Origin of the sequence: Nocardia sp. NBC_00508, assembly GCF_036346875.1 — a bacterium.
In the GTDB taxonomy this organism is placed as follows: domain Bacteria; phylum Actinomycetota; class Actinomycetes; order Mycobacteriales; family Mycobacteriaceae; genus Nocardia.
The window spans coordinates 453,675-475,946 of the sequence record NZ_CP107852.1; the positions used below are offsets into that span (position 1 = coordinate 453,675).

The 22,272-nt window shown below is 67.5% G+C and carries 22 protein-coding genes and 1 riboswitch; of the genes, 13 read left to right on the forward strand and 9 right to left on the reverse strand.

Going from position 1 to position 22,272, the window contains the following annotated elements:
• Position 1 precedes the first annotated feature (1 nt).
• The 9 genes from OHA40_RS01895 to OHA40_RS01935 all read left to right on the forward strand — a co-directional run bounded on the left by OHA40_RS01895 (position 2) and on the right by OHA40_RS01935 (position 8,131).
• Entirely contained in the window at positions 2-1,291 is a 1,290-nt protein-coding gene (locus tag OHA40_RS01895; RefSeq protein WP_330231339.1) for an acyl-CoA dehydrogenase family protein, read from the forward strand.
• A gap of 355 nt (positions 1,292-1,646) precedes the next feature.
• Positions 1,647-2,183: a DM13 domain-containing protein gene (locus OHA40_RS01900; RefSeq protein WP_330231340.1), complete on the forward strand. Its 537-nt coding sequence runs from the start codon at positions 1,647-1,649 to the stop codon at positions 2,181-2,183.
• Positions 2,184-2,400: 217 nt separating this feature from the next.
• Positions 2,401-2,532 carry a hypothetical protein gene (locus tag OHA40_RS01905; RefSeq protein ID WP_330231341.1) on the forward strand — a complete coding sequence of 44 codons (132 nt, stop codon included), beginning with the start codon at positions 2,401-2,403 and terminating at the stop codon, positions 2,530-2,532.
• 53 nt (positions 2,533-2,585) lie between these two features.
• Positions 2,586-3,131, forward strand: coding sequence for an HNH endonuclease (locus OHA40_RS01910; protein ID WP_442943894.1), 546 nt, complete (start codon positions 2,586-2,588; stop codon positions 3,129-3,131).
• 28 nt (positions 3,132-3,159) lie between these two features.
• Positions 3,160-3,432, forward strand: coding sequence for a WhiB family transcriptional regulator (locus OHA40_RS01915; RefSeq protein ID WP_330231342.1), 273 nt, complete (start codon positions 3,160-3,162; stop codon positions 3,430-3,432).
• 190 nt (positions 3,433-3,622) lie between these two features.
• The gene (locus OHA40_RS01920; protein WP_330231343.1) at positions 3,623-5,227 is read left to right on the forward strand and encodes a hypothetical protein; all 1,605 of its coding nucleotides are present in this window, start codon (positions 3,623-3,625) and stop codon (positions 5,225-5,227) included.
• 632 nt (positions 5,228-5,859) lie between these two features.
• Positions 5,860-6,204, forward strand: coding sequence for a winged helix-turn-helix transcriptional regulator (locus OHA40_RS01925; protein WP_330231344.1), 345 nt, complete (start codon positions 5,860-5,862; stop codon positions 6,202-6,204).
• A gap of 50 nt (positions 6,205-6,254) precedes the next feature.
• The gene (locus OHA40_RS01930; RefSeq protein ID WP_330231345.1) at positions 6,255-6,896 is read left to right on the forward strand and encodes an NADPH-dependent F420 reductase; all 642 of its coding nucleotides are present in this window, start codon (positions 6,255-6,257) and stop codon (positions 6,894-6,896) included.
• Positions 6,897-6,988: 92 nt separating this feature from the next.
• Complete coding sequence (locus tag OHA40_RS01935; protein ID WP_330231346.1) at positions 6,989-8,131, forward strand: N(5)-(carboxyethyl)ornithine synthase; 1,143 nt, start codon at positions 6,989-6,991, stop codon at positions 8,129-8,131.
• Between the two features lie 112 nt (positions 8,132-8,243).
• Here the strand turns inward: OHA40_RS01935 and OHA40_RS01940 are convergent, their stop codons facing one another.
• Positions 8,244-8,528, reverse strand: coding sequence for a hypothetical protein (locus tag OHA40_RS01940; protein WP_330231347.1), 285 nt, complete (start codon positions 8,526-8,528; stop codon positions 8,244-8,246).
• A 328-nt stretch (positions 8,529-8,856) separates the two neighbouring features.
• A complete protein-coding gene (locus tag OHA40_RS01945; protein WP_330231348.1) occupies positions 8,857-9,750 on the reverse strand; it encodes an NAD(P)H-binding protein in 894 nt (297 codons plus the stop codon).
• A 67-nt stretch (positions 9,751-9,817) separates the two neighbouring features.
• Between OHA40_RS01945 and OHA40_RS01950 the strand changes: the two genes are divergently transcribed.
• Positions 9,818-10,624: a LysR family transcriptional regulator gene (locus OHA40_RS01950; RefSeq protein WP_330231349.1), complete on the forward strand. Its 807-nt coding sequence runs from the start codon at positions 9,818-9,820 to the stop codon at positions 10,622-10,624.
• A 353-nt stretch (positions 10,625-10,977) separates the two neighbouring features.
• Here the strand turns inward: OHA40_RS01950 and OHA40_RS01955 are convergent, their stop codons facing one another.
• Positions 10,978-12,267, reverse strand: a complete 1,290-nt coding sequence (locus OHA40_RS01955; RefSeq protein ID WP_330231350.1) for an FAD-dependent oxidoreductase — start codon at positions 12,265-12,267, stop codon at positions 10,978-10,980.
• 43 nt (positions 12,268-12,310) lie between these two features.
• Here OHA40_RS01955 and OHA40_RS01960 point away from each other — a divergent pair, with 43 nt between their 5' ends.
• Positions 12,311-13,303, forward strand: coding sequence for a helix-turn-helix transcriptional regulator (locus tag OHA40_RS01960; RefSeq protein WP_330231351.1), 993 nt, complete (start codon positions 12,311-12,313; stop codon positions 13,301-13,303).
• Between the two features lie 741 nt (positions 13,304-14,044).
• On the opposite strand, the gene OHA40_RS01965 is transcribed toward OHA40_RS01960, so the two are convergent.
• Positions 14,045-14,308 (reverse strand): hypothetical protein, encoded by a 264-nt coding sequence (locus OHA40_RS01965; RefSeq protein ID WP_330231352.1) that lies wholly within the window; start codon positions 14,306-14,308, stop codon positions 14,045-14,047.
• A 13-nt stretch (positions 14,309-14,321) separates the two neighbouring features.
• Here OHA40_RS01965 and OHA40_RS01970 point away from each other — a divergent pair, with 13 nt between their 5' ends.
• Positions 14,322-14,456 carry a hypothetical protein gene (locus tag OHA40_RS01970; RefSeq protein WP_330231353.1) on the forward strand — a complete coding sequence of 45 codons (135 nt, stop codon included), beginning with the start codon at positions 14,322-14,324 and terminating at the stop codon, positions 14,454-14,456.
• Positions 14,457-14,923: 467 nt separating this feature from the next.
• Here OHA40_RS01970 and OHA40_RS01975 read toward each other — a convergent pair whose 3' ends face one another.
• Positions 14,924-15,154, reverse strand: coding sequence for a hypothetical protein (locus OHA40_RS01975; protein ID WP_330231354.1), 231 nt, complete (start codon positions 15,152-15,154; stop codon positions 14,924-14,926).
• Between OHA40_RS01975 and OHA40_RS34620 the strand changes: the two genes are divergently transcribed.
• Positions 15,134-15,802, forward strand: a complete 669-nt coding sequence (locus OHA40_RS34620; protein WP_442944096.1) for a TIGR02391 family protein — start codon at positions 15,134-15,136, stop codon at positions 15,800-15,802. The genes OHA40_RS01975 and OHA40_RS34620 overlap by 21 nt on opposite strands.
• A gap of 302 nt (positions 15,803-16,104) precedes the next feature.
• Here OHA40_RS34620 and gcvP read toward each other — a convergent pair whose 3' ends face one another.
• The 4 genes from gcvP to OHA40_RS02000 form a co-directional block, all read right to left on the reverse strand.
• A complete protein-coding gene (gene gcvP, locus OHA40_RS01985) occupies positions 16,105-18,921 on the reverse strand; it encodes an aminomethyl-transferring glycine dehydrogenase (protein ID WP_330231356.1) in 2,817 nt (938 codons plus the stop codon).
• A 158-nt stretch (positions 18,922-19,079) separates the two neighbouring features.
• Positions 19,080-19,180: riboswitch (glycine riboswitch) on the reverse strand.
• 378 nt (positions 19,181-19,558) lie between these two features.
• Positions 19,559-20,914 carry a M14 family zinc carboxypeptidase gene (locus OHA40_RS01990; RefSeq protein ID WP_330231357.1) on the reverse strand — a complete coding sequence of 452 codons (1,356 nt, stop codon included), beginning with the start codon at positions 20,912-20,914 and terminating at the stop codon, positions 19,559-19,561.
• Between the two features lie 133 nt (positions 20,915-21,047).
• Positions 21,048-21,605: a MerR family transcriptional regulator gene (locus OHA40_RS01995; RefSeq protein ID WP_330231358.1), complete on the reverse strand. Its 558-nt coding sequence runs from the start codon at positions 21,603-21,605 to the stop codon at positions 21,048-21,050.
• 187 nt (positions 21,606-21,792) lie between these two features.
• A complete protein-coding gene (locus OHA40_RS02000; RefSeq protein ID WP_159848783.1) occupies positions 21,793-22,266 on the reverse strand; it encodes a bifunctional nuclease family protein in 474 nt (157 codons plus the stop codon).
• Between the last annotated feature and the right edge of the window lie 6 nt (positions 22,267-22,272).

Genomic DNA, 22,272 nt, shown 5'->3' on the forward strand with positions numbered 1-22,272 from the left:
CATGGCTTGGGATTTCGAGACCGATCCGGAATACCAGCGGAAGCTGGACTGGGCGGCGGAGTTCGTCCGCACCGAGGTGGAGCCACTCGACCTGCTCTACCCCAATCCCTACGACCGCACCAACCGCGAAGCCATGGCGCTGATGCGGCCGCTGAAGGACAAGGTCAAGGAGCAGGGTCTGTGGGCCTGCCATCTGGGACCCGAACTGGGCGGGCCCGGTTATGGGCAGATGAAACTCGCCCTGCTCAACGAGGTGCTGGGCACCTCGGTGTGGGCGCCGTCGGTCTTCGGCTGCCAGGCACCGGATTCGGGTAACGCGGAGATCCTCGCCCACTACGGCACCACGGAGCAGAAGAAGACCTATCTGGAGCCGCTGCTGGCCGGAGAAATCGGTTCGTGCTACGTGATGACCGAGCCGACCGGCGGTTCGGATCCCACCCTGTTCCGGACCCGCGCGGTGCGTGACGGCGACCACTGGGTGATCAACGGCGAGAAATGGTTCAACTCGAACGCGCAGTTCGCCGGCTTCCACATCGTCATGGTGGTGACCAACCCGGAGGTCAGCCCCTACCAAGGCATGTCGATGTTCATCGTGCCTGCCGACGCCCCCGGCCTGGAGATCGTGAAGAACTTCCACGTCGCCGGGTTCAGCGAGCACGAGGGCCACCTGCGATTCACCGACGTCCGCGTCCCGGCCGATCATCTGCTCGGCGCCGAAGGGCAGGGCTTCGTCGTCGCGCAGACGCGGTTGGGCGGTGGCCGGGTGCATCATGCGATGCGCACGGTCGCCTTGGTGCGCAAGGCGTTCGACATGATGGCCGAGCGGGCCGTGTCGCGTCCGATGCGCGGCGGCCCGCTGGCCGGTTTGCAGATGACCCAGGAACGCATCGCCGACAGCTGGATCGAGATGGAGCAGTTCCGGCTGCTGGTGCTGCGCACGGCGTGGCGCATCGACAAGGAGCAGGACTATCGGAAGGTGCGCAAGGACATCGCCGCCATCAAGGTCGCGATGCCCAAGGTGATGCACGACATCGCCCAGCGCGCGCTGCACCTGCACGGCGCGATCGGCGTCAGCCAGGACCTGCCGTTCGTGGACATGCTCAGCTACGCCGAGGTGATGGCGATCGCCGACGGACCCACCGAGGTGCACAAGATCACTCTCGCGAAAGAGGTCCTGAAGGACTACACCCCCGGAGATCCGGTGTACCCCAGCGGCTATCGCCCCGCTCTGCGCGAACAGGCCCGCGAGTTGGTGGCCAGGCGCTTGGAACACATCGTCGGCAACCTGTAATCCCTGCCGCGGTCGACTCGACGCCTCGCCGACAGTACTGCGGCGCGGATTCGGTACGACCGCGGTGTCCCCGATCTGAGCACGGCTACCGCGCGGCGGTTGTACGAGCGCGGACGGATCGGCGATCTCGTCGGCGGTGACCAGACACGGGGCGAGCGAGGTGCTGTAGTCAAAGTAGGCGGGATCGGAGATCGGACAGCGCTCCTGGCCGGTGCGAATCAGCACGGCGTCGCCGGGCGCCGCTTCCCCAGCGCAGCGTCACCGAAATGACCAGATCCGCACCGCTTCCGGTGGGGGCGCCGGACTCGGGGCAGAATGAACCAACAGGCCGCGTCACGACGTCCGAGGAGATGCCATGGTGTCCGCACGCAGGATCACCCGTTCGCCGATCACCTGGATCGTCGTCGTGCTGGCGGTGGCCGGGCTCGGCACCGGCCTGGCCCTGTTCCAGCCGTGGCGTTTGTTCACCGACACCACCGTCCAGGAGGAGGCGCCGTCGGTCTCCGCCGCTCCGGCACCTGGCGCCGAGGTACCGCAGCCCCGCGCCATCGCGCGCGGCACGTTCATCTCGCATGAGCACGCGACGGCTGGCACGGTCGTGGTCCTGCGATTGCCCGACGGCGGCCAAGTGCTGCGCCTAGAAAACCTCGACACCTCCGACGGCCCCGACCTGCACGTCTGGCTCACCGACGCCCCGGTGCGCGAGGGCCGCGACGGGTGGTTCGTCTTCGACGACGGCGCGCACACCGACCTGGGCAAACTCAAGGGCAACCAGGGCAACCAGAACTACGCCATCCCCGCCGACGCGGACCTCACCCGGCTGACCAGTGTCGCGATCTGGTGCGACCGGTTCAACGTCTCCTTCGGCGCGGCCGAGCTGCGTCCAGCCTGATCCCCGCCCTTCTCCGGCGCACGATCGGCATGCCCGCCTGCACGGGCCGCGGGACGCACCAGGGCACGTCGGCGGGGCATGTCGGATCGACGCCAGCTCAGGGACGCCGCACCGCCGAAAAATGACCCGACAACGGCGGGTGCGCTGTGCCACCATGTGTTTCGACGATGACCACCGCATCGAGGGTGGTCGCTGAGCAGCGAGAGGAGGGGCGGCAGTGATTCCGGAGACGACCGAGCGAATGGATGTCGAGATGACGCGGTTGTCGATCGCGGGCGACGCGTTCGGCAAGCCGATGAGTGCGCGGCACGGCGAACCTGGCTACCGCCGCCTCCAGGCCGTCGGCTGACCGCCGCATTCCTCTCCTTCTTCGCTCGATTCCCACGAAACATGGTGATTCCCATGATGTTCCGCTGTGCCGCCGACCCGGCGGCGGTGACCGCCGACAACTGGATACACACCGGAGTCCTCGTCCTGAACGCCTCCTACGAGGCGCTCGACGAGATCAAGGCCGACCGGGCCGTGGTGTTGCTCGTCGCCGGAGCCGCGGAGTCGATCGCCGACCGCGAGCCGCACTTCCCGATCCGGTCGCGGCACGTGGAACTCGCTCTGCCGCAGACGATTCGGCTGCTGCGCTATGTCTACCTGGCGTACACCACGCTGGTCGACGACGAGAGCAAGGCCACCTTGGCGGGTGTGCTGCGCCGCGACAACCACCGGTGCGGCTACTGCGCGGGCTGGGCCCGCACCGTGGACCACATCCGGCCGCGGTCGCGGGGCGGCCCGAACACCTGGAGCAACCTGGTGGCCTGCTGCGCGCCGTGCAACACCGCCAAGGCCGACCGCACCCCCGAGGAGGCGGGCATGCGCCTGCTCTGGGAACCGAAGGCACCCACCCACCGGGTCAGGCAGCAGCGGCGGATCTGGAAGCAGCTCGCCGTCACCTGACCACGACCCGAGAAAGGAGAGGATCGCGATGACGCGCACCGCGACCACCGCCGTCACGGAATTGACCCTGGCCGACCTGCTCCCGCTCTCGGATTCCCGAGGGTGGCACCGGGCGGCCTGCCGTGGCGACCCGAACCACGAGGCCTGGTTCCCCTACCCGTCCCAGGACTTCGACTACGCGCGGGAGGTCTGCGCACGCTGCCCGATCCTGGACGCGTGCGGTGAATTCGCCGCGCGCACCGGACAATCCGGCGTCTGGGGCGGGCACGAGTTCGACCGCGGACGCGTGATTCGCCGATGAGGTTCCGCCGTCGCGCCCGTCGGGCGCGGCGGCGGAGCGTCGATCGGAACGCGGCATCGACCGCACCGCATGCTCGCGCGGAGGGAGCCTCGCCGAGTCCGGTCAGGGCCGGTGACCATACACTGAGCGCGTGGGCACTCATCGCAGCGGAACCAGATCCCGAGGCGTCAGCAAAGGTCCGGTTATCGTAGTGGTTGCCGTTGCGTTGCTGGCCGCGATCGTCGTCGGCTGGTTCCAGCTGCGTGATCGCGCGGCTGATCAGGACAGTGCGGCGGCGGCGGAGTGCGTGGAGGGTCCCGCGACACTGCACGTGACGGCCGATCTGAGCATCGCGGCGCAGGTGCGGGCCGTCGCCGACAGCTACAACGCGACCCGGCCGAAGGTGCGCGATCACTGCGCGCGGGTCGCGGTGATCGCGCAACCGTCCTTGGCGGTCGTCGCGGCTTTCACCAGCGGCAAACCGTGGGACCAGAGGCTCGGCGCGCAGCCCGCGCTGTGGATCGCCGATTCGACCCGCTCCATCGAGTCCATGCGGGTGCCGGGATTGATCGAGGGCACCCCCGTGCCGATCGCCGCGAGCCCGATCGTGCTTGCGGTGCCGGAGGAACTGCGCAGCGCGCTGGAGCAGGCCGAGGTCTCCTGGGCGGATCTACCGCGCCTGCAACAGGGATCGCTGGGTGAGCTCGGGCTGTCCGGCTGGGGCGGTCTGCGCATGGCCGTGCCGTCCGGTGACGCCACGCTGGCCGCCGCCACTGCGGTCGGCTCCGCGGTGTCGGGCGCCGAACCACTCAGCGAGGAGGCCGCGCGATCCGGTCAGGTGGTCGCCGCGATCTCCGGACTTGCCGCCGACGCCCCGCAGGCCTCCGACACCATGGCCGCGCTAGCCGCGATCGCGGCCCAGAACGGGCCGGTGCACGCGGTGGCGGCTACCGAGCAGCAACTCAGGGCGCAGTCCGGCCTCGCCGTGTTCCGGCCCGCGGGGTCGGCACCGACGGCGGATTACCCGGCCGCGCTGATGTCCGGGGCCTGGGTCGACAAGACACAGAATCTCATCGCCGGGCGGTTCATCGACTATCTGCGCAAGCCGGAGCAGGCACAGACCTTCGTCGCGGCCGGTTTCGCCAGCGCATCACAGGCTCCGAACGCCGCACCGCAGCGCGCCGCGCAGGACAAGGTCCGCGCCACCCTCGCGAATCCTGTTCTGGGCGTGCGGTCCACGGTTTTGGTCGACGTGTCGGCGTCGATGGGAACCACCGAGGGTGCCGGGACGCGACTGGCGAATGTCATCGCCGCCCTCAACTCCACGATGACGGTCATGCCCCCCGACTTCGGGCTCGGCGTCTGGGCCTTCGGCAAGAACCTGGACGGCACCGATCCGTACGAGATAGCGGCGGCCACCTCCCCACTCGCCGACAGCCAGCGCACGAAGATCACTGCCGCGCTGAGCACGCTGCGACCCGGCGAAAGCCGCTCCGACGAGGCCTATCCGTCCCTGATCGCCGCGTACAAGAGCGCCGTCTCCGGTTACGCGCCGGGCCGGACCAATTCGGTACTGCTGATCACCGACGGACCCGACGACGACTCCACGGTCACCGGCCCGCAACTGGCCTCGAGCATCACCGCCGCGATCGACCCGGCCCACCCGGTCCGCATCGATGTGATCGTGCTCGGCGGCAGTGGCACCCAGACCCTCCAGACACTGGCGCAGCAGACCGGCGGCAGCTACACCCGCCTGGCCACCTCCAACGACCTCGGCTTCGGCTCCGCCGTCGTCAAGGCGCTCACCACGCCGTAGGCTGCCCCGCCTCTCCGCGTCTTTAGGCCGTACTGGTCAGGTGACGCAGATTCGCGTTCAGGTCCTGCGTTGGGTGCCGCACGAGTTCTGGGTGTACCCGACGAGTTACCAGTGTGCTCCCTAACCGCACCGCCACTGGTCATGGTGCCGACAGTGTGTTGTGTGGCCAATTGCCATCTAGTCGTCAAGAATTCGGCCCACGTGTGTAGGGCGGTACTGAATGACGCCGTGTGCTGGTCTCGCCCGGTCGGGGCCGGGCTGGGTGGCGGTCTGTGGTATCGCCGGAACCCACCCGAGTTTCATCGCCGCGCTGGTGGTTGTCCCCAAGGTCGTCCACGTCGCCGAACGGCAGGCAGTAGTACTCGCCTCTGCCGGGGTATGTGCGTTGGCGGTCGCTGCCGTCGCCGCTGTGCAGGTCGTGAGGCATCGCCGCCGGGGGCGTGCGCGCGATGACGCGCGGGTGCTGGCGGCGCTACGGCAGAACTCGCTGAGACCCTCCGAAGCTGCCCTGTCCCCGAGAACCGTCATGGTCCGGTAGCGGTCCTACTGTATGAGCCCTCTCAGCCGACGAACTCGATGCCCATAAGCTGGAAACCAGCCGGATCGGTCCACACAGTGAACGGACTCGCTTCATGAGTGAACACGACGTCTTCCTCGCCGATTGTCCCGCGCGCACCACGCTGGCCCTTGTCGCCGATACCTGGTCTGTGGTCGTGATCTTCGGGCTCGGCGACGGGCCGCAACGCTACAGCGAATTGCGGGACCGTATCGGGGGGATCAGCAAGAAGATGCTGACACAGACATTGCGCAAGCTGGAGGCGTCACGGCTGGTCGAGCGTCGTGTCCTCGCCGCCGCGCCGCCCGGGACGGAATACACGCTCACCCCGCTCGGGAAAAGCCTTCTGGAACCGGTGTCGCTGCTGGCGCGCTGGGCCGAGGAGCATGCCGAGGAACTCGCATTCGAGCAGGATTGCTGACCTGTCGTAGGGCACCGTCGGGTGCCCCACGACGTTCTAGCTTCGACCGCATGAGAATCTCGATCCTCGGAGCCGGAAACATGGCCGAGGTCCTCGGTGCCAAATGGGCCGCAAACGGACACGACCTGATGATCACCGGACGGTCTTCAGAAAAGGCCGCCGCCCTGGCCGATCGTTTGAACGCACGCACCGGCAGCTTCGCCGAGGCGGCGCTGCACGCCGACGCCGCTCTGATCGCCGTGCTGTACCAAGGCATGGAGTACACCCTCGAACGTATCGGGGACGGCCTGCGCGGCAAGCCCATCATCGACTGCAACAACCCCGTCGAAATCGAGGGATTCACCCTCACCACCCCGCCCGGGGAATCGATGGCCCAGCAGATCGCGAAGGCGACCGGCGGACACGTGGTCAAGGCATTCAACCTCTGCCACGCCGACGTATGGCGCATGCCGTCGATAGCCTTCGACGGCCGCCCACTCACCGTGCCCTACTGCGGAGACCACCCGACCGCCCTCCACGCGACCACCCGACTCATCGAAGACGTCGGCGGAGTTCCACTGCAGACCGGCGATCTGCGGCACGCCCACTACCTCGAGGCAAGCGCCGCCATCATCATCGCCCAACTGTTCCGCGGCCGTCCCACACGCACGGTGTTCAACCTGGTCGACGACCAGACACCAGCAACGCAATAATCACACCTCCCGGCTCGGCCCAACGACCCGGCCACAACATGAGGCAGTCCACCCAAGGGCAGCAGCGCGTTTGCTGCGCGTAGGCTCGTTTGGTGAAGCAACTAACAGTCGGTGTCATCGGGACCTCCCGCAAGGCGGATGAGCGCCGATTGGCAATCCATCCGGCGCATGTCGACCGGATCGATCCGAAGCTTCGCGATCGGGTCTTTCTGGAGCACGGCTACGGCGATCGGTTCGGCTACTCCGACGCACGACTCGAGCCGCTGGTCGGCGGGCACCGCACGCGCGAGGAGCTGTTCGCCGAATGTGACGTGCTGCTGTTGCCCAAGCCGTCGGCCGAGGATCTGGAGAATCTGCGGCCCGGGCAGGTCGTGTGGGGGTGGCCGCACTGCGTTCAGGATGAGCGGATGACGCAGCTGGCCGTGGACCGGGGCCTGACCCTGATCGCTTGGGAGGCGATGAATCACTGGACGAAGGAGGGTAACTTCAGCGTCCACGTCTTCCACAAGAACAACGAGTTGGCCGGCTATTGCTCGGTGCTGCACGCGCTGCAACTGCGGGGCTCCTGTGGGGACTACGGGCGGCGGCTGCGGGCGGCCGTAATCAGTTTCGGCGCCACTGCCCGCGGCGCGGTCCGTGCCCTCTCGGCACTCGGCATCAGTGACGTGACGGTGCTGACCCAACGCAGGGTCTCAGCGGTTGCCGCACCGTTCGCGTCGGTGCGGATGCAGCATTTCGAGCGCGACCCGGACAACACCAGCCGGACCCTCGCGCTGAAGGCGCCGGAACCGGGACCGCTCGCGGAGATGCTGGCCCAATACGATGTGGTCGTCAACTGCATCCTCCAGGACACCGACAACCCGCTGATGTTCGTGCTCAACGAGGATCTGCCACTGTTCACGCCCGGCACGCTGTTCGTCGACGTCTCCTGCGACGAGGGCATGGGCTTCGAATGGGCCCGTCCGACCTCGTTCGCGGAGCCGATGTTCAGCCTCGGCGAGGACCTGCACTATTACGGCGTCGACCACACCCCCTCATACCTCTGGAACTCCGCCACCTGGGAGAACTCCGAGGCACTGCTGGAGTACCTGCCGATCGTTATGTCCGGTCCCGACGCCTGGGACGGCAACGAGACGATTCGGCGCGCGATCGAGATTCGCGAGGGCCGGGTCAAGAACCTACGGATCCTCTCGTTCCAGGGACGCGCCGCGGCCTACCCGTACGCGGTCGTCTGACCCGGCTGGTGCACCAGCATTCACCGTCCCGATACAACAGCGCATTTCGTGTCGGCCGCTGTTGCACGCCATGGATCGGCCGGGCATGATCATGACCAGCCAGGATTCGAACTCAACGGGCTTGTTGTACAACAGTTCTGACCGGCGATAGAAACATCGCGTACGCTCCGGACGACTTCGTGGCGACGGTGATCGCGGCACGGCTGGTGCCGCCGGGCCAGCTGTGGCAGTGACCGCTGATGAGGTCGGCGGTCTGCGCGCGCAGTTCGCGCGCCGCGTGCTGGACTCGCTGGACCGCAGCGAGGTACCGGTCATCGAAGGTATCGACCTCGGCGGCAAGCACCGGTTCCTGGCCGATCCCGGCCAACAGATCCCCGGTGGTCAGCGTGGGCGACATAGCGCGGACGGTAGACAACGGCAGCGCAATCGTTACTCGTCGCGCACGGCGTTCATCGGTACTTGGGTGGCCAGCCGTCGCTGGCCACCCAAGCGGGCCGCTGTGTGTCGCCTTTGGAGAGAGGTCACGCAGGTTTGGTGCTAACGGCAGTTGTTCACGAATCCTGGCGGCGTGTCGCTTTTGGTCCATCCCGGAGATGTTTGCGAACGACGACAGCCTCCGTCGTTCCGGGTGGTTGCGATGACGTCCCAGCCGCGTCGCGCGTACTAGGCGGAGGCGGCGAGATCGACGTTGCGTGACGCCCCGACGATGAGGACGATCTCGGCGTTCATGCCCGGACCGCTGGCGCGAGATTCTGCTCGCACCACTCGCGGAAGCTCGTCGGGCTCGCGGTCGCACCGGAGCGCGGTACGCCGTCGTCGAGGCCGTTCTCCTTGGCGCGCATCATGTCGACGTAGGCGGTCGCGATCGGATCGCTGACGCCTCGGGCGGTCTGTGCTGCGCGGAAGTCGTCGAGAGACTGCCGCTGGTAGCGGATGGGGCGACCGAGCACCTCGGACATGGTGTGCGCCATGTCCTTCGGTGCCAGATCCTCCGGTCCCAGCACTGCGACCTCGCCCGTCCCCGACCAGGAGCGGTCGAGCAGCAGGCGGGCGGCCGCCGCGGCGATATCGCGGGTGGCGACCATCGGTGCCTTGCGGTCGGCGGCCGCGGTGCCGGTGAACACGCCGGCGTCGCGGATCGAAATCGCCTGCCACAGGAGGTTATCCATGAACGTCGGGTTCGCCAGTGCCCGATAGGCCACGCCCGTATTCGCAATGAGATCGTCCATTGCCAGCGATGCCGTCACCTGCCCGGCGCGACCCGCGACGGGAGTACCACGCCCGAGCGCCGAGACGCCGACGACGTGCCCGACGTCGTGGGTGGTGAAGGCCTTCGCGGCGGCGTGCGTGAATCCGGAAAACGCGGCGTCCAGATTCGGCGCGTACAGGTCGGGCGGGACCAGCCAGAAGACCGCGTCCGCACCGGCGAAGGCCCGGTCCACGACATCGGCATCGCCGTGCGATCCGGTGACGATATCGACGCGGGAGCGGATCGCCTCCGGGAGATTCCCGGGATCGCGCACAATGACGCGTAATTCTTCACTGCGAGTGGATGTTTCGAGCAGGATGTCCAGCAGTCGGCTGCCGATGTGACCGGTGGGGGCGGTGATGACGATCATGCTTCGAGTCTGGTGACGGTTCGTCGCGGCGTCCAAGACCCTTTCCGTAGATTGATACCGTGAGGGTATGGATCTGGATTTGCGCAAGCTCCGCTACTTCGCCGCGGTGGCAGAGCACCGGCACTTCGGCCGGGCGGCGGAAAAGCTCTACATCGCCCAGCCCGTGCTGAGCCGTCAGATCAAGGCTTTCGAGCAGGAATTGGATTGCACGCTGCTCGTGCGGACCACCCGCAACGTGGAGCTGACCGCCGCCGGGAAGCAGCTCTACGAGGAGGCGCAGGGGATTCTCGCGGCCGTCGACGCGGCGGTGCGGCGCGTGCACGATGTCGACCGCGGCGTGCGACGGCTGGTGGTCGCGTTCTCCATCGGGTTGCGTGTATCGGAGGCGATCCGGGAATTCGTGATGCGTCACCCGGAGGTCGAAACCGATGTCGTGCCGGCGCGCTGGTGGGAGCGGGACGCACCACTGCGGGACGGTCGAGCTCAGATAGGTTACCTGCGAAGACCTTTCGATGAATCCGGATTGCGCACCATCCCCGTCGGTCACGAACCCAGGGTTGCCTGCATGCCCGCGACCCATCCGCTGGCGTCGCGCCGGGAACTCACCCTGGCCGATCTCGACGGTGAGCGGATGCTCGACGTCCGGAACAGGCGGACGTTGTCACTGGAAGAAAAGTTCGAGCTCATCGCCTCCGGGCACGGCCTGGTACTCGTCCCACTGAGTGTGGCGCGCGCCTACGTCCGCCCCGACCTCGTCCACCGCCCCGTCACCGACGCCCCCGGGGCCGAGACATGCCTGGTTGTCGCCTCGGACCACCATGACAAGCTCCTGCGCGAATTCCTCGACATCGCCATCACGACACTGCGGCACTGAATCGGCGACGGGCGGATATGTCGCGTCCCGACTGCTGCCCGAAGACCTCACCTGGCTCACCATGCGAGGTGCCAGACCGGCCCGGACAGACGAAACCTGATCGGTCGACCGAACCCGCTCGACCGTAGGGGGCAGATGGTGTCTGGATACCTCGCAGGAGTCCGGGTTGTCTCATGATCACCGGCGGGGCGGTTCCCAGGCGCATCACTCAGCTGCACCGCGCCGCGGCGGACGCAGCCGCGTGTCACTGCGAAGAAGGGTTCCTGATGGCTGGCTCGGATCCACCGGCTACCGGCCCGTGCGCGTGCGCGACACCCTGTTCTGAGCACAGAGCACGAACGTCGCGCGGCTCGTCAGTGACGTAGCCGGGCGGCTGCGGCCAGAATCGGGGTGCTCACGGCGGTGGCTGCGGCGCCGAGTGTGGTGTCGGTGGCCAGGATCCACCGGACGGTCTTCATGGCCAGGGTCAGGACTTCTCCGCCGCGCTGACGCATGTCGGCCTCGAAATGTTCCACGCCGTCGGTGAGGGTTGCGGTGCCGGCGGCGGCGGCGCTCACGTGCTCGAGCAGGCTGGCGGCGTCGCGGATGGCCGCGCCCGCTCCCATTCCGGCGGTGGGTGGTGTGGCGTGGACAGCGTCGCCGAGCGCGGTGATTCGCCCCGCGGGCCAGGGCGCGAGATCGTCCGCACGAGTGGGGGCGGCGTTGAAGCGGAACGCGGCCACGCTGTGCGGGTCGGCCTGGGCGATGACCTCGAGCGTGTGCTCGGCCCAGCCCCGCTTGCGAAACCGGCCCAGCAGCGCGGCCTGCAGCGCGCCGCCACGCAGATCACGCAGGGAGTCGGTGTCGGCGGATTCGGGGAACATGGCGCCCCAGATATAGGTGGGTCCGGTGGTGACCGACATCCGCAGCTCGGGAGCGTCGAGCGCGGCGTTGCCGACCGGGTCGAGGAAGCCGACATAGAGCGCTGCCCCGCGCGGGCCGATCGCCAGCCCCGATCGTGGCCTCAGCCGCTGCTGCTCGCCCGGGCTGAGGTCTCGCACGAGGGTGCGGCCGGAGAACCCGATGATGCCCGCCGGGCTGTTGGTCGGGCCTCCGGCCAGGTGGCGGGCTACCACCGAGTGGGTGCCGTCCGCACCCACCACCAGATCCGCCGAGACCGGCGCTCGATCGGTGAACAGCACCTGGGGCGTGCCGTGGTCATCATGGCCGACGCCGGACGCGCTGCATCCCAGGTGCAGGGCATCACCCACTGCTTCGGCCAGCAGCATCCGCAGGGTAATCCGATCGACGTCGACACTGCCGCTGCCACTCAGATCCGGCCCGTGGCCGAGCAGCCGGCCGCGGCGGTCCCAGAACGCGTCACGCTCGCGCAGCCGCAGCGCCGAACCCGATGCCAGCAACCGCTGCATGATCTTCGGTTCCACTAGATCTTTCAGCGCCGACTGCGCCCGCTCGTCCAGGGTGATGTGGTAGCCGCCTGTCGCCGCCACGTCGGTGTCGCGGTCGAATACCGCAACCTCGAATCCCCGGCGACGCAGCCCTGCCCCCAGAGCCAGCCCGCCGATCCCGCCACCGACCACGACCAGCCGCATACCCGACCGTCCTCTCTGCCACTGCTCGCTGAACAGAATCCACCCTGACATCCATAGTGGACACCGAGTGGCCACTACTGGTCATGATGGGACGATGGCGAACACCTCACACCGGGCGTTGCGACTGCTGTCGCTGCTCGGATCGGGACGGCAGTGGCCGCTGCGCGAGCTGGCCGCCCGGCTCGGAGTCAGCGAACGCACCGTCCGCCGCGACATAGAAACACTGCGCCAGCTCGACTATCCGATCACCACCATCCACGGCCCCGACGGCGGCTATCGGCTCGGCGCGGGGCACACCCTGCCGCCGCTGCTGTTCGACCACGACCAGGCCCTCGCGGTCGCGGTGGCCCTGCAGACCGCGCCCAGCACGATGTTCGGTCTCGGGGACGACGCGGCGCGGGCACTGGCCACTCTGCACCAGGTCATGCCCCCTGCGCTGCGGGCATCCATGGAATCCCTGCGCCTGACCCGGCTGCAGAACTACTGGGAGTTCCCCGCACCTCCCATCGCCCCGTCCGCTCTCACCGCCGTCGGAACCGCGGTACGCCACCGCCACCTACTCGTCACCGAGACACTGCGTCCCGACGGCACACGCCCCGAACCCGGGGATCCCGATTTCCTGCCCGCACACCGCATCGAGCCGCACCACCTGGTCGTCTGGGCCGCCCGGTGGTACCTGGTCGCCTACGACCTCACCGACCACGAATGGCGAGTGCACCGCGTCGATCGACTGCACTCCCGCCCCACTACGCAGCACTTCTCCGCCCGCGCGCTTCCCGACGACGACCTCGCCCACTTCGTGATGGGCACCCACGACCGCGGCGACACCCCGGCCGACTGGCAATGCACCGGCACCGCACGGCTCAACCTGCCCGCTCACATCGTGGCCCGCTGGGCGCCAGGCGGCGCCGTCGTGGAACACCTCGACACCGAACACTGCCGGCTCACTCTCGGCGCCTGGTCCTGGGCCGGTGTCGCCGGCATCCTCGCCACCTTCGACACCGAACTCACCGACCTTCACCCACCCCAGCTCGTCCACGCATGCCGCCTACTCACGCGCCGATGGGCCACTATTGCCGACACCTGAGAGAAACTCGACCTGTTCTCATAAGTGACCGAGTTGATGTTCCCCCGGTTCTCCGGAGTTGATTGCTCGACTCTTGGTCACGAAGTCATCGAAGAAGACTTGTTCCTGCCACGGCGTTATCCCGAAGAGTTCCGTCGTAAGGTCCTGGATCTCCGGCTTCGACACCAACCGCCCACCCGAAAACCGCAGGTCGTCCCCGTTCCCATGTTCGATGCGCCCACCTTGGGCACGACGAATACAGGAACGGCAAACCGATCGGTGCTGGCGCACCGCAATCGTCAGACCGGATACGTACCCACTATGAGCAGGCGTTTCTCAGTTGCCCATGTTATGTGTGTCCCGCCGAGACCGGGGCCTGCGACAGCCCGCCGAAAATACCACTACCGCAACCGATTTGACTTGCGCTCAAAACGCGATTCTCGAACTCCTCTCGGGTCGCAGGAGACAAGCACCCGGTAACGCCGACTGCGAATACGGCCGACCACCGATGGACGTGCCAGTGTCGCGACCGTCGCCGCTCGAGAACCGTTGCAGCCCCCTGCCCGCCGAACCGTATCCGGCGTTCGTCACCGAGCCTCCCGGTTCCGTCAGAGCGATCAGCGGCATTGCAGTTCGTTGAAATGGCGGTGGTCAGGGGGACTTGTGACGTCAGCTAGCATCGGTTAACCGCGCATCGACCCGCGGCGCGGTTTCTGCGCTACGAGTCGATGTGCGAGGTGTTAAGCAGCGGCGGTATGGGTTTCAGCTGCCTGCGCTGCCGGTGGAAGGTCGCGCCCTGCGCAGTTCGCAGGCCAGCCGGTCGGCGTCCGGCCGGTCCTCGCCGGAACGGGCGCAGCCCTGCGAGGTGTAGCCCCGTTCGTTGTAGCCTTGCCGGTCGTAGCCCCACCTGTCGTAACCCCAGCGATCGTAACCCCAGCGATCGTAACCCCACCGGTCGTAGCCCCAGACATCGAAGCCGTCGGGGTCTTCCGGCTCAACAGGTTTCGGAAATGACGGAGTCGTCACGGGCGGTTCGGTCGTGACCGGCGGAACACTGGTGACCGGCGGCGTGGTCGTCACCGGCGGCACCGTGGTGACCGGCGGCACGGTCGTCACGGGCGGCACCGTCGTCACGGGCGCGATGGTGACAGGTGCGGTAGTAGCCGGGGGTTGATCAGGGGTTGCGAATGCCGGTAAGACCAGCGCGGCCGGAGCAAGCACCACCGTCCCGGCGACTGCGGCCAGCAGGACCGACTGTCGAACCGTGCGCGGACTTCTCCTCCAATGAGACATCGTTGACCTCCAACTCGAGATAAGCGCGCTCGCCGCACCCGAGTCCCCTATCGCTCGAATGTCCAAACTTGCTACACAGCAGAGAGTTTTGCTTCCCCACCCGTGACGGGGAAACCTGCTCAACGCGCGGAGATGGCTGAACCCCTCCCATGGTGTGATCAGCACCACGGAGTTCGACGCACACGGTCATCGACAGACCTGGGCACCGACCGAATCGCTTGACACAAAACGCCTTACACTGATTACAGGGCGTTCGTCGGACACGCCCAACCTGCCAGACACGCTCGCCGATGACGTCAGATTCCACCGATACCAGCGGATCTCGGTCCCGGCGTCTGATGCCAGAGTTCACCGATAACCGCCGTCAGGATTCACCAGCGGAGCCACGGGACCGACACCGAACGACAGATCAAGGTATTCCAGGTCACCACCGACACCCTGAAAGTGCACTTGGGCGAAGATGTCCGGGTAGACGACGTGATCGAGGACCGCGTCGGCAACGGCCTCGTGAAGCGCATGCAGATACTCGACGTGATACCTCAACGGTCCGGCGGCCTGATGGGCGCACTGAACGACCATCTCGAACTTCGCTACGCGGTACGGTCTCGCGCAGAGATCACCCCACCCAAGTACTTCGATGCCTCGTCACTGCACCCCACCATCGACGAAACCGCCCGCGACCGGCTCCCCGCCGGCAATGGCAATGACGCTGTTCTTCGGGCATTCGAGGCGATCGAAACCCGCATCCAGAAGCTCACCGGGCGGAACGAAATAGGCGACACCCTCATGACGACGGTGTTCAAGCAGAAACCGGCCCCTCCGCTCCTCGATGTTGCCGACGACAACCTGGACCCAAGCAGGCGCGACTACGAACGCAACGGCTACAGGTTCCTCTTCATGGGAGCGACGATCGGAATCCGAAACACCCACGCGCACGGATCCCGACCAGAGCATGGGGACGACCGAAGGCATGCGGTCGTTATCCAACGTTGCATCATGCGCGATCGCTCGTGCTGGCATGGTTGCGGACCAGCCGTCCCTACTTGTCATCAAACCCGCCATTTAATGGCTGACGTCAACCAACGACCCTCGCACACGCCAACGCTAGCAATCGATATCACAGCCGGAATGGGGTGGGTCTTCAATGTATCCGCAGCTCAGCGGCCCAATGAAACCAACTACCTCCAACACGGTCCGTTCTTGACAACGATGTCAATCGCAAGCTAGTTCGATGTGAGTACATGGAGTTGCCCATGTACTCCCGAGATCCGGCTGTCGCGTCCCGAACCTCACTCGGTGGCCCGGACCCCGCTCACAACAGACGGGCAGCAGCTACACCCGACCACGTCGGCTTCGGCTCCGCTGTCGTCCAAGCTCACCACCCCGTAACCGAACGCAGCCGCACCCCGCGCGCAAGCACACCGGCCGAGCTGGTGAGGCTCGAAACGCAACAGCCGATCTCCGGGAGTACATGGGTAACTCCCACTCGATCGGCACTCAGGTGGGACCTGTGATCAACTGTCGAGGCTCTAGCTGGTATGGCCGAAATCGAGGAGAGGCGGACAAGCGCACACCAGGTTCCGGTCGCCATACGCGCCGTCGATCCGGCGCACCGGCGGCCACACCTTCGCCCTGGCATGCCCGATGCCGCGTGGATAGACGGCGACCTCCCGGCTGTAGGGGTGCTCCCACTCCCCCACCAGCGACGCTGCGGTATGCGGCGCACCGCGCAGCGGGTTGTCGGTTGCGGGCCACACACCTGCGGCGACCTGGTCGATCTCCGCCCGGATGGCGATCATCGCCTCGATGAAATCGTCCAGCTCGGCGAGGTTTTCGCTCTCGGTGGGCTCCACCATCAGCGTGCCCGCCACCGGGAAACTCATGGTCGGCGCGTGGAATCCATAGTCCGCCAGGCGTTTTGCCACGTCGTCGACGGTGACGCCGGTCTGCTTGGTGATCTCGCGCAGGTCCAGGATGCACTCGTGCGCCACCATGCCGTGCTCACCGGTGTAGAGCACCGGGAAGTACTCGTCGAGCCGGCGCGCGATGTAGTTCGCCGACGCGATCGCCGACAGCGTGGCCCTGCGCAGGCCGTCGGCGCCCATCATGCGGATGTAGGCCCAGGTGATCGGCAGAATCGACGCCGAGCCGTACTTCGCCGCCGACACCGCGTGCGACCCGGCTTCCAGCGGATCGCCGGGCAGGTAGCGCGCCAGGTGCGCACGGACCGCGACCGGGCCGACACCGGGACCGCCGCCGCCGTGCGGGATGCAGAACGTCTTGTGCAGGTTCAGATGACTCACGTCACCGCCGAACCGGCCGGGCCTTGCCAACCCCACCAAGGCGTTGAGATTGGCGCCGTCGACGTAGACCTGCCCGCCCGCGTCGTGCACCAGCGCGCACAACTCGGCGACCTCATGCTCGTACACGCCGTGCGTGGACGGGTAGGTGATCATGATGCAGGCCAGCCGGTCGGCGTGGTCGGCGATCTTGGCGCGCAGGTCGTCCAGGTCGACATCCCCGTTGTCGCGGCACTTCACCACCTCGACGCGCAGCCCGGCCATGGCCGCCGATGCCGCGTTGGTGCCGTGCGCGCTGGACGGGATGAGACAGGTGTCGCGATGGGTGTCGCCGCGGTCGAGGTGGTAGCGGCGGATCGCCAGCAGCCCGGCGTACTCGCCTTGACTGCCCGCGTTGGGCTGCAGGCTCACCGAGTCGTAGCCGGTGATGTCCGACAGCCAGCGCTCCAGATCCGCGATCACCTGCAGCAGACCGGGCGCGTCCTCCACCGGTGCGTACGGGTGCACGCGGGCGAAGCCGGGCCAGGTGATGGCTTCCATCTCGGCGGTGGCGTTGAGCTTCATCGTGCAGGAGCCGAGCGGAATCATGCTGCGGTCCAGCGCGATGTCCTTGTCCGACAGCGAGCGCAGATAGCGCAGCATGGCCGTCTCGGTGTGGTATTTCGTGAACGCGGAATGGGCCAGGTACTCCGAGGCACGGTTCTCGATCGCGGCGACCGGCGCGGGTGCCCCCGGCTCGGACGACACCGCGGTACCGAAGGATTCGAGCACCGCCGCGACATGCGCGCCGGTGGTCGCCTCGTCGCAGGCGATGCCGACGTGGTCGGCGTCGACCAGGCGCAGATTGATCCCGCGCGACTTGGCTTTCGCCACAACGGCTTCCGCGCCACCGGGCACGTGCGCGAGCACCGTGTCGAAGAAGCGATCGTGTACCACCGCCCCGTCCAGTCCGCGCGCGATCGCCGCGGCGTGCCCGTGCACCCGGCGGGCGATGGCACGCAGGCCGTCGGCGCCGTGGTAGGCGGCGTACATCGCGGCCACGATGGCCAGCAGCACCTGCGCGGTACAGATGTTGGAGGTCGCCTTCTCCCGGCGAATGTGCTGCTCACGCGTCTGTAGCGCGAGCCGGTACGCGGTGTCTCCGTCGGCGTCCACCGAGACGCCGACCAGGCGACCGGGCAACTGGCGGGCCTGCGCCTGACGCACCGCGAGGTATCCGGCGTGCGGTCCGCCGAAGCCGAGCGGGACGCCGAAGCGCTGGGTGGTGCCGAAGCACACGTCGGCGCCCTGTTCACCGGGCGGCGCGATGAGCGTCATCGCCAACAGGTCGGCGCCGATCGCGACCAGCGCTCCACGGTCGTGCGCGGCGGCGATGACATCGGTCCAGTCCACGACGCGGCCGGAGGCCCCCGGTGTCTGCGCCAGCACACCGAAGAACTCGCCGTCGGGCAGCACGCCGGTGGACAGGTCGGCTTCGACGATCTCCAGGCCCAGCGGCTCGGCCCTGGTGTAGAGCACCGTCCTGGTCTGCGGAAACAGATCGGTGTCGATGACCAGCCGTCCGGACTTGGCTCTACTCGCGCGACGCAGCAGCGTCATCGCCTCGGCTGCGGCGGTCGCCTCGTCCAGCATGGACGCGTTGGCGACGTCCATGCCGGTCAGCTCCGACACCATGGTCTGGAAGTTGAGCAGCGCCTCGAGCCTGCCCTGGCTGATCTCGGGCTGGTAGGGGGTGTAGGCGGTGTACCAGGCGGGGTTCTCCAACAGGTTGCGTACCAGCACCGGCGGGGTCAGCGTGTCGTAGTACCCGAGGCCGATCATGGAGGTGGCCACGGTGTTGGACTTCGCGAGCTGGGCGAGCTCGTCGAGCACCTCGTGCTCGGTCGCCGCGGCGGGCAGTCCGGTCAGGCCCGTGCCGTCCAGGATGCTGGCGGGCAGCGCCCTGGCTGCCAGCTCGTCGAGCGACGGCACGCCGACGACATCCAGGATCCGGGCCAGTTCGTCCCGGTCGGGTCCGATGTGGCGGTCGGCGAATGAGCGAGTCACGACAGCTCCCAAAGTCGGGTCGGGGTCGACCGCGCGGTCGACGGGTACCGGCCCTCCCCCTCTGTCGTGGCGCCTGAGAGATTCGGGTGCCGCGACCGGTGGCCGAGCCCCTTTCCCCATGGGCGGGCGGCTCGAAGCCACCGCTTTCCAGAGGCGCCGAAGCCCGCACGGTCCCTGTTGCCTGAGAGATTGACGGGGAGGTGCTGCTCCTTCGGCGCCCGGACTTTTTTCGAGACCGAGACTCTCCCGCACGGCGGCGACGCACCGTCAGTGTATGCCGACGCCACGCCGGAGCGCGTCGGCGCACCCCGCGCGATCCGTGTCGTTCTCGTCACTCCCCCGCCTCACTCCCCCGCCTCTCCGGGTATTCAGGCCGTACCAGTGAGTGACGCGGGATTTGCGTTCAGGTCCTGCGTCAGGTGCCTGGCTGAGTTCTGGGCGTTCCCGGTGAGTTACCCATGTGCTCCTCCGCCTCTCCGGGTTTCTAGGCCGTACTGGTCGGGTGGCGTGGGATTTTGTGTTCAGGTCCTGCGTTGGGTGCCACTCGAGTTCTGGGCGTACCCGACGAGTTACCCATGTACCCCCGAGATCGGCTGTCGGGTCCCGAACCTCACTCGATGAGTAAGTCCGAACACCGTCAAATCGCCCGACCGTCACGCAGTCTGGTTGCCGCGAGCATGATCGACTCCGCTTGGATCCGCACCAGGCGCTCGAGCGGCACCGCGACGCCCGGTGCGTTCTGCTCGACGTCGGCGCACCACTGGTCGAACACCGCCGCGAACCGGTCGCGTTCGGCGGCCAGGGCGGGCGCGCGGTCGCGGCGGTATTCGTCGTCGAGCAGCCGCAGCAGCATGCCGCCCAACCGCAGCCGCAGCATCGCGGTCCAGTCGTACTGCCCCACGAAGATCTCGCCCCGGGTCGCGATCCGATTGCGTTGCGGCGCAGCCTGCCTGCTCACCGCGAGACCGGGCAGTCCGGCGACCAAGGCGCGCACCGACCGCTCGAACGGGCTGCGGCCGCTCAATCGGTCCGCCACCCGGGCGAGTACCTCGGATGCGACCTCTGCCAAGGCCCGGTAGTCGGCCGCCGTGGCGTCGAGCAGGTCACCGAGCACGCGGTCGCCCGCCGAGCCGTCGCCGATCCGCTCGTCGACCCAGAGTGGCAACTCGCAGACCAGAATGGCCGTGCCGTAGCGCGCCGTGTAGTCCCGGCAGCCGCCCCCGCCCAGCGCGGTGACCGCGTCGAGGCCCTGCGCCGCGAGCAGGTCGGCCATCGATCCGAACAGCGGCAGTTCGAAGACCCCTTGCGCGAGGGTGCGAGCACCCGGCGCGTCGGGTTCGCCGTGGTAGATCGGCACATCCGCGGCCGCGAGCCGATCGGTCAATGCGGACCAGTACTCGGGCTCGCCGCCGGAGGTGTAGAAGAATCCGCCGCCGAACTCCGCGTTGTGCAGCGACGCGATCAGCGCGGGCCGGGTGCGGTCGATCAGCGCCATCATGGCCTCCGTCTCCTGCAGCGGGATGCCGACGGACCGGCCGCGCCATACCGTCGGAAAGCACCATTCCGGCTGTTCGGCCGCGGGCGGGCGGTAGAAGCCGCGCGCCACACCGGTCCTGGTGTGCGGGCCCGCGAACCACCCTTCGTTCAGCCGGGTCCCGTCCGGGTCGACGCACAGCAGGAAATGCCAGGTAGCGCCCGCGGTCGCGGCGTCGTCGACGGCCATCCTGCCGAGCAGATGGCGGATGGTCGCCATGCCGATGGGCTCGTTCGGGTGCGGGTTGCCGAACACCAGGATGTGCCGCCGCCCCGTTCCGACGCGTACCGCGCGAATCGGGTCACCGCCACGTGACCGACCGAGTTCGGTGATCGACACCCCTTCGGGATACGCGGCGGCCAGCCCGTCGGCGAAGTGGTTCAGCTCATCGACGGTCGGGAACCCGCTGATGCGACCGATCGGCCCGACGAGCCCGGTGATGTGATCGGCTGCCTGCACGGCGCCCCCTTCTCGCTGCCGCGGCGGCCCTTCCATCCTCCCGCGACCGCACTACCACGCACCACGACCGGGAGGCTGCCTGCCTGGCCCGGCCGCGGAAGCGCTATCGATCGTCCTACCCTGGAAGCGGAGTCTAGCCCGTCTTACGGTTCATCCGTGCCTTGCGGCGGAACGACAGCTCGTCCTCAGGGCGTTCGGTGACCGCCGACGCGCGTTCCGCGGGGAAGTTCGCGATGGCGCCGGTGAGTTCGCGCATGGCACCGCTGACGGCGATGCCGAAGACGCCCTGCCCACCCTGCAGTAAATCGACCACCTCCTCGGCAGAGGTGCACTCGTAGACGGAGGTGCCGTCGGAGAAGAGGGTGATCCCCGCGAGGTCCTGCACGCCGCGGCTACGTAGATGGTCGACCGCGATGCGGATGTTCTGCAGCGAGATGCCTGCGTCGAGCAGCCGTTTGACGATCTTGAGGACCAGAATGTCCTTGAACGAGTACAGCCGCTGACTCCCCGAACCCGCGGCGCTGCGGATGGAGGGCACCACCAGTCCGGTGCGCGCCCAGTAGTCGAGCTGCCGGTAGGTGATCCCGGCCACCTGGCATGCACTGGGGACGCGATAGCCGACCAGGTCGTCAGGTACCGAGTCGTCCGGGAACAGGCCTGGCTGTACCACATCCTGCGATTGCTCTGCCACTGACCACTCCCTTGCTTCGCCGACGCATTCCCAGCCTCATCGATGACCCGGCTCCGTCGCCGACCGAACCGGTGCGGATTCGGCCGAAACGGACGTGGCCCAACTGTCGAGATTACTCCCCACGATTGTCCAGGGAGCGGCGTCGTCGAGCCAAACGCGACGCGCGGTAAAACTCTCGACCTCTACTTCAGCTGTCGGTCGCCTTGAAGTCGTCCGGGGACACCGATTCGAGGAACTCCTTGAACTTCTCCACCTCGTCCTCGCGCTCGTCCGGCATGACGAGTCCGGCTTCCTCGAGGACGGACTCTTCGGCGTGGATCGGGCAACCCACCCGCAAGGCGATCGCAACCGAATCGGACGGCCGCGCCGAGATCCGCAGATCGTTCTCGAAGACCAGGTCCGCGTAGAAGGTGCCCTCCTGCAGATCCACGATCCTGACCTCCTTGAGGGTGTGCCCGAGTTCGGTGATCAGGACCTTGATCAGGTCGTGCGTCAGTGGGCGGATCGGGGTCACCCCCTCCTGCTCGAGCACGATCGCGGTCGCTTCCGCCTGCCCGATCCAGATCGGCAGGTACCGATCGCCCGCCACCTCGCGGAGCAACAGCACGGGCTGGTTCTGTGGCTGCTCGACACGGATGCCGATCACGCGCATTTCGCTCATCGCACT